Below are 15,553 nucleotides of genomic sequence, written 5' to 3'. Positions count from 1 at the left end.
TCACCAGCTTCTCATTTCATATTCTTATTCATTCTTATAATGGCAGCTACGTTCCTCGCTGTTCTCTCCATATACACTTCTGCTTCCTTAAAGGCATCCGGCAGCGAAATAACGCCTGGAACAATACTGAAAAGTGCATCGATTCCATGTTCATGCACGATATGGCTGTCGTCTGATAAGGAACCTGCAAGACCCATGACAGGTATTCCATGTTTCTTGGCCACTTTTGCCACCCCAATCGGCGTTTTCCCAAAAATCGTCTGGCTGTCAATTCTTCCTTCGCCAGTTATGACAAGATCGGCATCTTTTACTTCATCCTCAAAGTTAACCGCTTCAAGGACGATATCAATTCCTCTTTTTAAATCAGCATTCAAGAATGCCAGCAGACTTCCGCCGATCCCTCCGGCAGCGCCTGCCCCCTCAATTTCACGGAACGCTTTGCCAAGTTCGTGTTCAACCACATCTGCAAAATGGCTCAGATTCCGATCCAGCAGTCCTACCATCTCAGGGGTGGCCCCTTTTTGCGGACCAAAGATAGCGGAGGCACCTCTTGGACCAGTTAATGGGTTATCAACGTCACAGGCCACTTCAATATGAACGCCGCGAAGCCTTGAATCGAGATTTGACATGTCGATGGATGAAAGCTCAGCAAGTGATCCACCGCCCGGGCCGATTTCGGTGCCAGTTTTGTCAAGAAGCTTTCCCCCTAATGCCTGAATCATCCCAGCTCCGGCATCATTTGTGGCACTTCCGCCAATTCCAATAATGATATGCTTGACTCCTGTATCCATTGCTGCAGCGATTAATTCACCTGTTCCCCTCGTTGATGTGTGTAACGGGTTCCGTTTTTCTGGCGGGACAAGATGCAGGCCGGATGCAGCGGCCATCTCAATGACAGCTGTCTTTCCATCCCCCATCAGGCCGAAGAAAGCCTGTACCGGTTCTCCAAGCGGACCCGTAACAGTACGCTCAATCACTCTTCCGTTTGTGGCGTCTACCAGCGATTGGACCGTTCCCTCGCCTCCGTCAGCCATCGGCATTCTTTTATATTTTGCATTAGGGAATATCGATTTAACCCCTCGCTCAATGGCGTTCGCTGCCTCAAGTGCCGATAAACTCTCTTTAAATGAATCTGGCGCGATGACGATTTTCATGCTTGACCTCTCCCCTAATTTGTTTTTATGGTGATTTGTAATTCATTCTTTGAATGAGTGGTGTCTTATTGACTTTGACGCTGGTTATTTTGGCTTTTTCCTCAATAAGAGGTATCTATCTGGTATTTAAACGCAGGTTGTTTTCTCTTTCGCCCAATCAGAGATAGGTGTCTATCTTTCCGTTACCCAGCTTAATTACACATGGTCTGATTAGGGGCATTCAGGCGATGTCTGATAAATCCGTTTTTGCCAGACATCACCCTATCTATCATGTATTAGCCAATATCTGAAAAACCCCAAATATCAAAGTTGAAATTACAGCAAGTGTGAGACCAATAAGCGACTCATATGGCATTAGCTTTAAGCGTTCTTTCATATCCATATTCACACTTCCTGCGGTCGCATGGAAAAAGCTTCCGTGCGGCAGATGGTCGAGTACGGTTGCCCCTGCGTGTATCATGGCGGCACCAGCCAAAGCTGAGATGCCCAATCCAAGTATCGTGCTGCCGAAGACCCCGCTTGCGACGGCGGTCCCGGCTGTTGTGGATGCTGTTGCAGCAGACATGAAAATACCTGAAACCGGCGCCAGCAGATATGCTGGTAGACCTGAGGATGTTAATGCATTAATAATTACATCTTTTAAGCTTGAGTTTGCGATGATTCCAGCGAGGGTCCCTGTCCCTAGAAGCATAATGGCGACACCTGACATTTTATTTAAGCCGGATATAGCGTATTCATTAATTTTCCTCGTCTTATTCATCGCAATCGCCCCGATGATTCCCCCAACTGGAAGTGCTACCATTGGATCAATATTAATTTCAAATAGTGGACGAAGCGCCAATAATATAATGGTGACTAGCGGCGCAATCATCGCTCTAAAAAATATTGGCAGCTTTGTATGGCCGTCCACTTCAACTTCACCATCTGAAATTGCAGAACCTTTATTCACCAATTTTTTAGCAAGGACATAGGTGACAGCCAGCCCAAAGATAGCCGGGATGATTCCAGCGGCCATAACCGATGTAAGGGGAACCCCAAAAGCATCTGAAGCAGCAATGGCATTGGGATTTGGGGACATGATGTTTCCTGCTTTCCCTCCGCCAATCATCGCCAGTAAAATCGCTGTTTTGGACAGTTTCGCTCTTTTGGCAATTGCCAGGGCAATTGGTGATACTGTGATGACGGCTACATCAACAAATACACCGACTGTTGTCAGGATCATTGTAGCCACCGCCAAAGCTAGAAGCGCCCGGGTTTCTCCGAATTTTTTTACTATGGTTTCGGCAATGGAGGAAGCGGCGCCTGATTCAATCAGGACACCGGCTAATATCCCGGCAGCAAGGATTCTGAGCACAGCCGGTATGATATCCTTGGCACCTTCCATCATTAAATTAACCGTGTTCGTGATATCCGCTCCGCCGACTAAGCCGCCTATTAAAGCACCTGCGACCATTCCATACGCAGGCGGAACTTTTTTTAAGATTAATAGTATGGCAATAACTAATGCAGTTACAGCTCCTAAAGCGCTTACAGTTACATCCATTATGAGTCCTCCCGTGATGTTTGCTTATGTATTTATTGTAAGCGTTTGCGAGGTTTGGATCATTGGGAATGCTGATGAAAATAAACGGTCAGAATTTTATATTTATTGTGCAAATGCACAATCACTAATGCCTTTTAATTAATTTGGCAACATATAATTCAAGCATCATCTTTACATTCCTCGGGTCTTTACCAGTTAATTCGGTTATCTTATCCAGGCGGTATCTCAGCGTGTTGCGGTGGACAAATAATCGTTCTGCGATTTTCCCAAGATCCCCGCCTTCTTTTAAGAAAACATCAAGAGTTTGGGCCAATTCCCCTTTTTTGTCCTGCTTCATGAGCCGGTCATAGAATGACAGGGTGTTAGTTTCCTTCAAAGAGAGCGTGGATATCTCGGCTTCGAGCCAGTATTCATCATAGCTGTAATAGTCTACGCCAGGCTGAATATCAGGTCCAATTAATGCAAGCTGACGTGCATGCCGAAAAGAGGTTTTCAATCCGTTAGAGTTTTCAGAAGTGCTCCCAATTCCAATAACCGCTTTCCTTTTTGACAGGCTGGCAATCCTCTTTATAGAAGAAATCAGTTCAGAGCGCCCCCCTGCTTTTAAAATTACAATTTCGTCATTGAACGTTACCCCTGTTAAATCCTGGTTTCCCAACTCAAAATGAATAGTATTGATAAGCTTTTGATACTTGTTTCCCAGTTCTTCCGGCAGCTTCAGTACAATGGCGGTACGTGGGATCTTAAGGTCGTATCCCAAAAAACCGGCCCTTTCCTCTAACCAGGATTCATTTATGGATTCCTCAGAAATAAGCAGGTTTACAATTTCGCCCTGAAGCCGCTGCTTCCACTGTGTTCTTTCCAGTAAAAAGGACTGTTCCAGAACAAGTTCTGCTGCCATTTTAACCAGTTCGGCATAATTCCGGATTTGCTCTGGTTCCCCCGTGATGCCGACTACACCGATAATTTGTTTATTAAACTGGATGGGCAGATTGATCCCGGGTTTAGCTCCATTCAGTACAGCAGCACTTTTCTCATCAATTTCCACGCTTTCGCCTTTTTTCAGGACCAGCAAAGCGCCATCATGAACCTGATTGATCCTTTCCTTTTCACCTGAACCGATAATAATGCCATCCTCATTCATAACATTAATGTTTTTATTAAGAATTTTCATCGTGCGCTCCACTATTTCCTGAGCGAGTTCATAGGACAAAAAATTCACATTTCACGCCGCCTTCCTGATTCATTACTAACAATGTACCATAGTGAATTTGCACAATAAACAAAAAAACAACCGTGTGTGAATAACACGGCTGTTTATGATAAGGATTGCAGATATGACCATTTGTGGTCTCTCTCATCCTCTGAAAGGCGATAACGGTCATCTAAAAGTTCGGCAAGCAGGCTGTTTTTTTCTGAAGATGGAATAGAGAGCTTTTTAATATAATCGCGGCATTTTCCCAGAAATTCTGAATAAGCGGTCCAGCTTTCATCAAATTGTTCATCAAGCTGTTTTTTTAGCATCCGGGTCAGCTTTGGACTCGCACCATTAGAGGTGATGGCAATCTGCAGCGGACCGCGCCTTACAGCTGCCGGAAAAACCACATTCCCTTCACCAGCTTCATCGACAACACAGACAAGCTGTCCTGAATCCAGCGATTGAGTCAAAGCATGGTTAGCTTCACGGTCATTTGTGGCCAGTATGGATAAAAAAGCATCCTTAAAATCTGCAGGCTTCGCTTTTCGCTGAATGAGTTCATATCCTTTTTCTTGAGCTAAACGGATTAGGTCTTCTGAAAAATCAAGAGAAACAAATGTGATCTGAGCACATTCAGCTTCAAGTGTTCTCGCTTTTCGAAATGCAATTCTGCCGCCGCCGGCAATGACGACTTTTTTGCCTGTTAAATCAATGAATAACGGCTGCATTTACTTTCACCTCTCCATTCGCTTTTTCAGCGACCAGATTTTGTATTACCTCATGTTTTCCTAATGTATCAGTCAAAATCATGGACCAGCCTGCTTTGCCTTTCTTATTTACCTCTCTTGTGACCTCACTTAACAGAAGGCCTGAAAATAATAAATAAGGGATAACAATTACATTGCCGCTTGCCTGCTGGCATATGGAATCTAGCCCCTTCTTAAAAGGCGGGGCAGCTGCCGCCAAATAGCAGACCTGCACGTTTTTCACGCCAAGGCGCTGACTGATACCCTTTTTAATAGATTCAAAAGCTTTGAGGATAGAAGGGTCACTGCTGCCTCTTCCTACGATTAAAATAGAATCATCCATGCTGATTGGCCGGGCTTCTGCTGTAACCAGCTCAGAAATGGCATCAAGAATACTGTTCTGTACGCCGAATGGATCTGCCATTTTTACAGTGATGCCGGGATTATTTTTGATAAGCGGGGCAAGTGCTTCAGGAATATCCTCATTGATATGCCCGGCTGCAAGTAAAAATAATGGCACAACGGTAATTTCTGTGGCTCCTTCCCGGACACAATAATCAAAGCCTGACTTGATGTCCGGTTCTGTTAATTCAAGGAAACAGAGCTTTTGTATAGGTGCGTTGACTTTTTTCATAACACTCCCGATAAAAAGGCTGGCTTGGGCAGCCCCTTTTTTTGAACGTGTGCCATGACCGATGTATAGGACTGCTTTCATATGGCTCCCTCCTCTTCTATCAAACCAAAGCCTATCCTTGGACAGCAGGCAGATGCGGCACAATTTCCTCTTCAAACCAATTGATCTTATGGTGCATGGCGACAACATCTCCAATGACAATCATGCTTGGATTCGTGATGTTTGATTCTTTCACTTTGTTCTCAATCGTAGCAAGGGTGCCTGTAACGGTCCTCTGATCTGAAAGAGTTCCCCAATGCACGAGGGCTATTGGCGTCTGAGGTGATTTCCCGTTTTGAATAAGATTTTCTACAATATTAGGCAAATGGGAAACTCCCATATATACGCAAATCGTATCTACAGCATGAGCCAGATGGGCCCACTGGTGCTCGGCCTCCTCGTTTCCGGCCTGATGACCTGTGACAAAAGCGAAACTTTTGCTTAAGGTTCGGTGTGTGACCGGTATCCCTGCATAAGCAGATGCAGCAATTCCTGCAGTGACGCCAGGCACAATTTCAAATGGCACATCATGATTGGCACATTCTTCTGCCTCTTCCCCGCCCCTGCCGAAAACAAACGGATCTCCGCCTTTTAGCCGGCAAACCTGCAGCCCCTTTTTGGCATATTTGACAAGAAGATGATTGATCGTTTCCTGCTTCATGATGTGATGATTGGGAAGCTTGCCGCAATATACGAGCTGGGCTTCTTTTTTCGCATAGTTTAATAGTTCACGATTTACGAGGCGATCATACAGAACAACATCTGCCTCCTGAAGGCATCGCATTCCTTTAACAGTCATCAGGTCCGGGTCTCCCGGTCCGGCACCTACCAAATACACTTTTCCTGTCATTCTCATGCCCGCCCTTTCTGTAATGTCTTATAATATATGCACTTTAACGCTTTTCCTAAGCTGATAATCTGATGTTTTCTATAATACCATTTTTCGGGGTGAAATAGTAGGAATTATTTTTTCAGAAAAGGAGTCTCCTATAGAAAGAGACTCCCGGTTTTTATCGCACTGTCAATCAACAGGAAAAACACCGATTGATTGAAGTTTCACTTTATAAAATATTTTTTCTTCGCAAATGTGTTAATATCTGCCCGACTGCTTCTTCTACTGTGTACTGGTCAGATCGGACTGTAATTTCAGGCTGTTCTGGTGCTTCATAAGGAGAATCAATTCCTGTAAAGTCCTTAATCTCCCCTCGTCTTGCCTTGGCATATAACTGTTTTGGATCCCGGCGTTCGCATTCTTCGAGAGGACAGTCGATGAAGACTTCGATAAATTCCCCTTCTTCAAAAAGCGCCCTGACTGTTTCTCTGTCCGAACGGAATGGAGAGATAAAGGCAGTTGTGACGATCTTGCCGCTGTCCACAAACAGCTTCGCGACTTCCCCAATGCGCCTGATATTTTCATTTCTGTCGACCTCTGAAAAGCCAAGGTCTTTATTTAAGCCGTGTCTCACATTGTCGCCGTCGAGGACATATTCATTGATGCCCTGGCGGAAAAGCTCATGGGATACAGCATTTGCAATCGTTGATTTGCCTGATCCTGAAAGGCCGGTGAACCAGAGGACCACACTTCCATGACCGTTCTGTGCCCGTCTGTCTTCTTTTGTAATCGCGGCATCATGCCAGGTGATGTTCGTTGCTTTCGTCATTTTAACCGCCCCTTATACCGTTTCTTTTTCTCTCATGCCTTCAATTAACACTTCGACAACCTCTTTGCGGCTGAAGGTGGAAGGCGGCAGCTCCCCGTTGCGGAGCATTTCCCTTACTTTAGTGCCGGATAGGATGACGCGGTCTTCCTTGCTGTGAGGGCAGGTTTTATCAGATGCCATGCCTTCGCACTTATTGCAGTAAAAGCTGTGCTCAAAGAACAGCGGCTTGATGCCAAGCTCTTCTTCTGTAAAGTTGCTGAAAATATGCTGTGCATCGTATGTGCCATAATAATTGCCGACACCGGCATGATCTCTTCCGACGATGAAGTGAGTGCAGCCAAAGTTTTTCCTTGCAATGGCATGGAAGATCGCTTCACGCGGTCCCGCATATCTCATAGCTGCTGGATAAACAGCAAGCTGTGTGCGCTCTTTTGGGTAGTAATTTTCAAGTAGAACTCGATAGCTTCTAAGTCGGACGTCTGCAGGGATGTCATCTGACTTTGTTTCACCCACTAGCGGATTCAAAAACAATCCATCCACTGTTTCCAAAGCTGCTTTCTGAATGTACTCGTGTGCCCGGTGCACAGGGTTTCTTGTCTGGAAGCCAACAACCGTTTTCCAGCCTTTTTCTTCAAAAAGTGCACGTGTATCTTTGGGCTCAAACCAAACATCTTCTGCGACACCTTTACTAGGTTTTTTAATCAGGGTTACCTCACCGGCAACATAAACCGGACCGCGTTCAAAAAGCCTTTTTACGCCTGGATGTGCAAGTTCCTCCGTTTTGTAGACTTCACGTGCCTCTTTACCCAGGTCGGGCTCATACCACTCTGATACATCGATGACTCCGTATATTTCATCTTCGTGAACCAGCTTGAATTTTTCACCGGCTGCAAGCTCATTGGCTTTTTCCACTGATACCGGAAGTGTAACCGGAATGGACCAAACCGTTCCATCTGCAAGTCTCATTTTTTCAACTACAGATTCATAGTCTGCTTTTCCGATGAAACCTGTAAGAGGACTGAATAAGCCAACACCGATAAGTTCCAGATCACTCAATGCGATGGCGTCTATTAAAATTTCTTTTTCAATTCCTGTCAGATCATAATTAGGATTATAGTTTTGAATTAATTTTCCTCCATGAGGTTTCGGCAGAGCCATTTTACATCAACCTTTCTTTTTTAGTTTTACTTTTTTTCAGTAATCGGGCTCACATTGGCTGGTGCCTGATTCATTAAGAATTTCACTCCAAAAACGGAGATAAGGACACCGGCCATCGCAATCACCGGATATACATTATGTTCAATGAGCAGTTGGATAAGCGTATAGGATAAGACCATCGATAAAACTGGTGAAACTACCCATACGACCAATAGCTGTAGGACAATATCCTTCTTGAAGACTGAACGTCCCTGCTTTACAAATCCAATGCCGATAATGGACGATGTGGTAATTTGTGTTAAAGGGACAGGGATTCCAAAGACGGAAGCGATTGTAACAATACCTGCTCCAGTCCCTGAGATGACGCATCCTTCTTCAAGACGGATTTTGGTAATCTTTTTGCCATTCGTCTCTAGAACTTTTTTTCCCAAGAGGACAGCTCCTAAAGCGACAAACAGGCCGCCCCAGAAAATTCCGCTGCCTGTGCTCATAATGCCTGCACCAACAAGCGGCCCGACAGCATTTGCGACATTGTTCATGCCTGCAGAGAAGGCTTCAAACACGCCCATAAAGACGACTAGAATGGCTAAAACCGGAGCAGCTTTAGGCTTTTTAATCAGGTTCTGTATAAAGCTTCTCTTTAAAAGTGAGGCCGCCGCTATGGCAATTAGAAAAGCGGCAATGGGAGTAATTAGCCAGAACATCATGATCCAGATAAGCTTTCCGGCAAATACAGATTGGTAGACGATTCCGGCACCAACAACAGAACCTACCGTCACTTCACTGGTGGACAGCGGGATGCCGAATATATTTGCCAGAAAAAGTGAAAGTGCGGCAGAGGCAATCACAATAAGCGCTATGGCTACTGTGAAGGTCTCTTTGGGAACGATTCCGCTGCCCATCGTTTTAACCACTTCTCCTCCGCCAAGCCATGCCCCGAAGAAAACGGCCAACCCGCAAAGAATAAGAGCTATCATGCGGTTTTTAAGGACACCTGAGCCATACGCAATTCCCATGGATGCTGCTGCTCCGCTTGCCCCGATATTCATGGCGAAAAATAAACCGACTGTGACCGCTATAATCGTAAGCATGGTATCATCCTCCTTTTAGCTCGTATGGAGGCCGCATTCAGTTTTGCCTGTGCCTGACCAACGGCCCGCACGGGAATCGCCATTTCCACCGACTGCCTGTGTACAAGGGAAGCAGCCGATGCTTGGATAGCCATGGTCATGCAGAGAGTTGTACGGCAGGCCTTTTTCCTTGATGTAAGCCCAAACCTCATCCCATGTCCAGTGAATCAGCGGGCAGATTTTGATATTCTTGAATTTTTCATCCCTGTTTAGGAATTGAGTATTCGCTCTTGTCGGAGACTGCTCCCGGCGAAGCCCGGAGATCCAGGCCTGCTTTGGTGTTAACGCTTCTCTTAACGGAATCACTTTACGGATCTGGCAGCATGAATTCGGCTCTCTTTTCCAAAGGGCTGAACCATATTCTGCAGCCTGCTGATCAAGGGTCAGCTTCGGTTCTTTCCGCTCAATCCTTAGAGTTGGAAAGCGGGCTTCCATTTTATCAATCACTTCATAGGTTTCTGGAAAATGAAGCCCTGTGTCCAAGAAGACAATATGGGCATCCGGCTTAATTTGGTGAATGAGGTCAATCAGCACAATGGCCTCAGCTCCGAAACTTGACGCATAAACTATTTTATCTTCAGGATAATTTTCATAAGCCCATTTCAACACGCTGCCCGCGCCTTTAAATTTGTCATCAAATGGGAACGAATCTGAGATTTGCTTCCAGTTTTCATATGTTACTGCAGTGCTCATCTTGCAGTACTCCTTTCATGTTCCTGTGTGTTCTTTTCAATCAAAAAAGGCAGTCTTCCCGACTGAAGAAATTCCTTCAGTTGAAAAGACCGCCTCTAGTTTTTCTAGTCAGCGCGCTTATTTGATTGAAGACGAACCTTTTCGTTCTTCTCTAGTTGTATAACCTTGCCATCCTGGACGACCAGTGTGATCGATCCGAATTTAATGTTCTGAAGCATCTGCTTTAAATGAGCAGATAACTCTTCCCAGTCTGCCTGTTTCAGTGAGGCTCGCCTCCTTTTTTTTGTTGAGGAAAGGATACGTTTTTTAGTTTGAATATGTGATGTTGAGATTAATCCTACCATACACATAGGAATTGTCAACAACTTATTAAAAGAAAATTATAAAAATCTAATAAATGGGCTTTTCTTCACTGAAAACCGTTAGAAAAGTGTACCGGATTTTCGTTTGTATATTCATATTTAATTAGTATTTGAGTCTTTGAGAATAGCTGGTTTCTTATTGATGCTGGATCGTGGGTTATTGTTTGTGATTGGGGTTTGATTGGGAGTGAAGGAGATTTCTAGGGGGGAGTTGCGTTAATTGGCGGGTGAAGGCTGCTTGTTTTGATTTTCTGGATAATTGGCGTCTACCTGCTTTTGATGCTGCATGTTTCTTCTTTTGCTTAAAGCTCTGTTAAATTTAATTGTTGTTATTTAGCGAATCAGATTTATACACGATTTTATGCAAGATAGAGAACACTTCTAATAAGCACAAATACAGTCGCTTCAACCATTTGAGCCACCTGTATAAAATAGAGTATAAAAAATGTTCACAAGAAAAGGCACGAAACGCTGTAAATCAACGTTTGTGCCTTTTTAAACTGTACCCAAACTTTGATTTGGGAACGTTATTTTGTATAGGATTGTATATATGGGAATAATTCTTTGTTAAAAATGACTATCACAATTGCTCATTTTTTTTATACGATTTTTTTAAGGATATTGTATTCATACCCCACATTAGAATACCTGATATGAGTCCGAATAATGAACTTTCTAATAGGGATTTTTCGATAAAGAAAAATGCCAAACCATTAAAAAAGAAAATCCAGATAGCGAACTTTAAATTTCGTTTTTTCATTTTGCTGTACTCTTGTTCAGTAAATACATCAGCGAATTCAATTCCGGATAACATATAGCGAATGATACAGTAAAATAAAAACAAAGCAAATGGAATAAGCATTAGGAATAGTGGTTCAATGGATGTAAAGACATATAAAGCAATCATTACAAAGGATACTATAAATTGTAGCAATGCAGCTTCAACTATAAACCTCGCTATTTGTTGCTGCTTGAATTCATCCTGACCGAAGAAATTTAAAATATTCATTTTTCATCCTCCCAAAATAAATCATTTAAAGTTTTGTCTAACGTTTTCGCAATTGCAACACACAGCTGCAAACTTGGGTTATATTCGTTTTTCTCAATTAATCCGATTGTTTGACGAGTAACCCCAATTTTTTGAGCAAGTTGTGCCTGGGTCAAATCCTTTTCAATACGAGCAATTTTCACTTTATTAACCATAAAAGACCACCTTTAAGTAATTTATATATTACTTTATGTAAACTATATATTACATTTTTGTTTTCGTCAAGTAACGAATAGGCAATGTATGTGAAGGTTAACTCAACAGACAAAAATTAAAAAAGTCGATTCCCCAACGTACAGGGATTCGACTTTTAAATGTGATATGCGTATAAAAACCTACAATTTTTGGTTCTACACTTGTTAAAGAAAAATATTCCCTAAGTGTCATTTGGGAACGTTATTTCGCATAGATTCATATATTGAATTTTAGATATTAGTTAAACTTCTATAAAATCAGAATATTGTTTTTTCAATAGAACAAGGGACTTCGATATCAAGACGTACCCTCGATAGGTAATAAATTCTCTACATTGTTTGAAATATAATTTTTCAATAGTACAAGTTCATCTTTCTCGAAAACATAACTATCGTTTTCATATGTATAACATTCAATCACTTTTTTTACTGTGTTTTTCATCTCTTTCGGAAATGTAGTTACCCCCCAGTTACCAGCTTCTTGCTTTGAAGAAATAACGCCTTCTGTTAAGTACCAATAAACTCTAATTAAATTTAGGGTGCAGTAAATAGGGTCCTCTTCAATATTCTCTAAACAATCCTTAAAGTCAGCCATAATTGACGCTCGATAATCTGAGGAAGGTACTGATGGGAAAACTCTTTTGATAGGTTGACCATATATACAAATTCCTCTTTTGTTTGTGATAGTTATATGTGCTGCTAAATCTACATCGGTATTAACTTGATCATTCAAAAATCTGTTTGTTCCATTCAATAAATCGGTTGTATATCGTTCTCTCCAAAATTCACTGTAGTGAAAATCAAATGGACAAGGAAGTTGCCAGCCTTTTAGCTGCTGAATATTAAGGAAACTAATTTCAATAGGAAATGGAGAACCAGAACATCCTAAAAAGAGCTTTCCTAATTTTCTTTTAGTTTCGACTGTAAGCGATTCTTTTGTAACGACCAAGATATCAATATCACTACACCTTTTATTAAATCCCCCCATCGCTAATGAACCGTGAATATAGATACCAATTATACCTTCATTAACTATCTCTAAAATGTTTTTTTGCAGGTTAGTAATAAATTCTTTTATATCTGATGAACTTGTTTTTAAATTATTAATTTTAGATAGCATCATATCTTCCTTTATCAATATTGTAGGTATCATTTATAAATTTATTACTTCTAGAACATTCCCAAAGCGATGTTTGGTAACTTTATTTCGTCTAACGCTGTAAGTCCTCGCATTTGGATGAAAGCCCTAAAAGTCAAACGAGTATTACATATTGAATTTCGACAAACGTAAACTTTTATAGGTTTCTGTCATTTCAAATATAAAGGATGTCAATAAAAATTCTTTGATATTGTGTTTTGTACTTTCATTACTATGGCTATCTACAAATAAGAACCAAGCTAAGTAATTATCAAGATATTTTGAAGCTACCCCATTAAAACGATTTATCCAATTTTTTAATCGTGAATGTAGTCCATTTACATTTTGAATATGAAATAAACCTCTGATAACGTGCTTTCCACCGTCAGATTTAATGCGGTAGTGTTTCTAAGCCTTTTTCATTCGCATACGTTTTATAGGCTCTCCAAGCGTCTGTTACGAGTACATTATTTGGTGTTAGTTTAGAGCCAATCATATCGTCAACTTTAGTTTTGACAACACGCCCCATACAAGCCACTTTCGAAACGGTTGCTTTAGCTCTGTCTCTTGCAACTAGAACACAGACTTGTTCCTTGCTTATCCCTCTAAGTGTAGATTTACCACCTCGCTTGCGTGGTTTCCGTTCACTAATCCCACGTTGCCCTTTTTGAGAATACAAAAAATAAGTCTCGTCCACTTCAACGATACCCACAAATTGCTCAAAATCCATTTGTTTAAGAGCCGATAACAACTTATGTCTCCAATAGAATAAAGTTACCCAAGTAACGCCCACAATTTCTGCTGATTTACGTAAGGAATATCCTTTAAACATACATTCAACAAAAGTAATCCACTCATTACCTTTGCGAGTGCGATAAAGAATTGTATTTGTAGTATCCATAAATGTTTTACGACAAGCCTTGCAGCGATAGCGTTGACGACCATTCACTTTACCGAATCGATTAATATGTTCTGAAGTGCAATGAGGGCATTCAAAACCTTCTTTAAAACGCACTTCCCTCATTTCATCGATTAAGCGACCACCAATAGTTGCGGAAGGTTCAACATAGCGTTTTACCCATTGAAACACACGCTCTTTATCTGTATGCGATAATTTATCGATATGTTTTAATAAATTGTTAAACGCTTTACTCATTTTGAACCCTCTAATTAAGAATGTTTGTTCTTATTATAACCACTTTTTTTGATAGTAATCAATAATCAACATTAACCTTTAACATAGCCTTGCTTAAAAAGGGGGTTCTATACTGTTCTTTGAGGCATTTTAATTCTCTTTTTGTAAATTCAATGGCGTGTTTCATCATATAAATGCTTTAGGTCATCACTGAATGCTATTACCTTATCCGGAAAAGTACATCAACCCATAGCTGTTTTCCCAACAAAAAACACCCCCGGCTTTACCGGGGATGCAGAGATTCTATTCGTCACTTTCTCCGTTTTGTCTTGTTGTCTGCTCAGGCAGGGTATCCCAGAAGCTGGTGTCAGCAGAATTGATTGAACCGTCTGCAATTGCTCTTACTGTTGCATCAAGTGTATTGATTGTCTGCTTGATAAGGTAGCCGTTGCTCTTTTGTCCAAGCGCGTATGGCTCGTAGTTGTGGTCGGACATTCCGCGCATTTCAAAAAGAAGGGTGGAAATGTCGTAGCGGACTGCAGCACCGTTTCGGCCAATGTTTTCACCTGTGCCGCCGACATATTTGCCAATGTGGCCCCAGCCTGTATTGTGAAGCGTGTTAAACACAACGGATCCAAGCTTTTTGGATTTTTCAAGAACCTCCGGCTTTACATTGCTGTTGGTCGGATAAAGAATGCTTCCGGATACAAGCTTTCCTTCTGTTTCACTTAAAGTGCCCTGATGGTGAAGATCAATCATGTAATCGATATCATATTTTTGGAACACGTTTACATGGAGAGCACGCGCTTCCGGCTCCATTTCGCTTGGGTCTTTATCATGTTCCCGATTCAAATCCACACGATTGGCATTATAGCGGGTTAAATGGCGGTCGCCATCTGCAAGGTAATCATCAAGTGAGAAGTCCACATCCCCCATGGCACCATCTGCGTTAAGCATTGGGATGACGAGAATATTGACATCTTTTAGAACACCGCTTGATTTGCCGGTGCCAAGGTGTTTGATAAACTCCAAGGCTCCTTCCGTTGTCAGCTGCTCATTTCCATGCTGCTGAGTCAGAAAGAGAATAGTTGGATTTTCAGTGTTGGATATGTATTTTGCCATGTGAATATCACGGCCTTTTACCGTCTGGCCGATGACTTCCAGCTGCATGGCTTCCTGCTTGGCATCCTGTTTTTTTAAATAATCTGTTAAACTGGCATAGGTATGCAGAATAGAAGTCTGGATGGATCCATTACCTGTGCCCGGACCATTTCCTACTGCACCTGCGGGCGTGCCAACTGCTGTGACAGCACCAAATGCCATTAAACCTGTCAGTGAAACGGATAGAACTTTTTTCTTTAATGTCATGAAATTCATTCCCCCAAAATTGATAGATGATCTTGCACTATTAATTCTAGTAGAGAAGCTACAGGGAGTTAATAGAGTATGCTGCCTATTCTTTAGACAAATTTCGTGTAGCGAAATAAGTACTAATAGAGTAGTTTACAAGGCTGGATACCTGTGAAAATAATCCATTTTTACCAATTGGGAGCGGTTTCAAAAATTGACTTCACTTTGAAGTGCACATAGAACTAAAAAGGGGCTGGGACAAAACTAGCTTCAGATAGTAAGAAAGGTGAATTTGAGTGCGCTCAAATTCACCTTTCTCTTATTTCAGGGTATTAATTCTTTAAATTCTTATTTTTTGGCAGTGAATTTC

At 42.0% G+C, this 15,553-nt stretch carries 15 protein-coding genes and 1 pseudogene; all 16 read right to left on the bottom strand.

Annotated elements, in window-relative coordinates:
• Positions 1 to 11: 11 nt before the first annotated feature.
• The 16 genes and pseudogenes from M3205_RS09900 to M3205_RS09825 all read right to left on the bottom strand — a co-directional run bounded on the left by M3205_RS09900 (position 12) and on the right by M3205_RS09825 (position 15,201).
• The gene (locus tag M3205_RS09900) at positions 12 to 1,154 is read right to left on the bottom strand and encodes a glycerate kinase (protein ID WP_251169754.1); all 1,143 of its coding nucleotides are present in this window, start codon (positions 1,152 to 1,154) and stop codon (positions 12 to 14) included.
• A 268-nt stretch (positions 1,155 to 1,422) separates the two neighbouring features.
• Entirely contained in the window at positions 1,423 to 2,697 is a 1,275-nt protein-coding gene (locus M3205_RS09895) for a GntP family permease (protein ID WP_251169753.1), read from the bottom strand.
• Between the two features lie 124 nt (positions 2,698 to 2,821).
• The gene (locus M3205_RS09890; protein WP_251169752.1) at positions 2,822 to 3,919 is read right to left on the bottom strand and encodes a CdaR family transcriptional regulator; all 1,098 of its coding nucleotides are present in this window, start codon (positions 3,917 to 3,919) and stop codon (positions 2,822 to 2,824) included.
• A 95-nt stretch (positions 3,920 to 4,014) separates the two neighbouring features.
• Entirely contained in the window at positions 4,015 to 4,623 is a 609-nt protein-coding gene (locus M3205_RS09885) for a precorrin-2 dehydrogenase/sirohydrochlorin ferrochelatase family protein (protein WP_251169751.1), read from the bottom strand.
• Positions 4,604 to 5,356, bottom strand: a complete 753-nt coding sequence (locus tag M3205_RS09880; RefSeq protein ID WP_251169750.1) for a sirohydrochlorin chelatase — start codon at positions 5,354 to 5,356, stop codon at positions 4,604 to 4,606. The genes M3205_RS09885 and M3205_RS09880 overlap by 20 nt, the downstream gene beginning before the upstream one ends.
• Positions 5,357 to 5,387: 31 nt before the next feature.
• Positions 5,388 to 6,164 carry a uroporphyrinogen-III C-methyltransferase gene (gene cobA / locus M3205_RS09875; RefSeq protein WP_251169749.1) on the bottom strand — a complete coding sequence of 259 codons (777 nt, stop codon included), beginning with the start codon at positions 6,162 to 6,164 and terminating at the stop codon, positions 5,388 to 5,390.
• 211 nt (positions 6,165 to 6,375) lie between these two features.
• Entirely contained in the window at positions 6,376 to 6,975 is a 600-nt protein-coding gene (gene cysC, locus M3205_RS09870) for an adenylyl-sulfate kinase (protein ID WP_251169748.1), read from the bottom strand.
• A 12-nt stretch (positions 6,976 to 6,987) separates the two neighbouring features.
• Positions 6,988 to 8,133, bottom strand: coding sequence for a sulfate adenylyltransferase (gene sat / locus M3205_RS09865; protein ID WP_251169747.1), 1,146 nt, complete (start codon positions 8,131 to 8,133; stop codon positions 6,988 to 6,990).
• Between the two features lie 26 nt (positions 8,134 to 8,159).
• Entirely contained in the window at positions 8,160 to 9,224 is a 1,065-nt protein-coding gene (locus M3205_RS09860; protein ID WP_251169746.1) for an inorganic phosphate transporter, read from the bottom strand.
• Between the two features lie 15 nt (positions 9,225 to 9,239).
• Entirely contained in the window at positions 9,240 to 9,956 is a 717-nt protein-coding gene (locus M3205_RS09855; RefSeq protein ID WP_251169745.1) for a phosphoadenylyl-sulfate reductase, read from the bottom strand.
• 104 nt (positions 9,957 to 10,060) lie between these two features.
• Complete coding sequence (locus tag M3205_RS09850; RefSeq protein WP_268891662.1) at positions 10,061 to 10,219, bottom strand: YezD family protein; 159 nt, start codon at positions 10,217 to 10,219, stop codon at positions 10,061 to 10,063.
• 679 nt (positions 10,220 to 10,898) lie between these two features.
• Positions 10,899 to 11,327, bottom strand: coding sequence for a hypothetical protein (locus tag M3205_RS09845; RefSeq protein WP_251169744.1), 429 nt, complete (start codon positions 11,325 to 11,327; stop codon positions 10,899 to 10,901).
• On the bottom strand, positions 11,324 to 11,521 hold the full coding sequence (locus tag M3205_RS09840) for a helix-turn-helix transcriptional regulator (RefSeq protein WP_251169743.1): 198 nt from the start codon (positions 11,519 to 11,521) through the stop codon (positions 11,324 to 11,326). Before M3205_RS09840 ends, M3205_RS09845 begins: the two co-directional genes overlap by 4 nt.
• Before the next feature lie 337 nt (positions 11,522 to 11,858).
• The gene (locus M3205_RS09835; RefSeq protein WP_251169742.1) at positions 11,859 to 12,713 is read right to left on the bottom strand and encodes an aminoglycoside adenylyltransferase domain-containing protein; all 855 of its coding nucleotides are present in this window, start codon (positions 12,711 to 12,713) and stop codon (positions 11,859 to 11,861) included.
• 111 nt (positions 12,714 to 12,824) lie between these two features.
• Positions 12,825 to 13,854 (bottom strand): annotated as a pseudogene (locus M3205_RS09830) (IS1595 family transposase).
• A gap of 282 nt (positions 13,855 to 14,136) precedes the next feature.
• Entirely contained in the window at positions 14,137 to 15,201 is a 1,065-nt protein-coding gene (locus M3205_RS09825) for a M14 family zinc carboxypeptidase (protein ID WP_251169741.1), read from the bottom strand.
• Positions 15,202 to 15,553: the final 352 nt, after the last annotated feature.

The organism is Cytobacillus firmus (assembly GCF_023715565.1).
Lineage (GTDB): Bacteria > Bacillota > Bacilli > Bacillales > Cytobacillaceae > Cytobacillus > Cytobacillus firmus_C.
The sequence above is the reverse complement of the archived record's forward strand: the minus strand, read 5'-3'. Positions and strand labels throughout refer to the sequence as shown.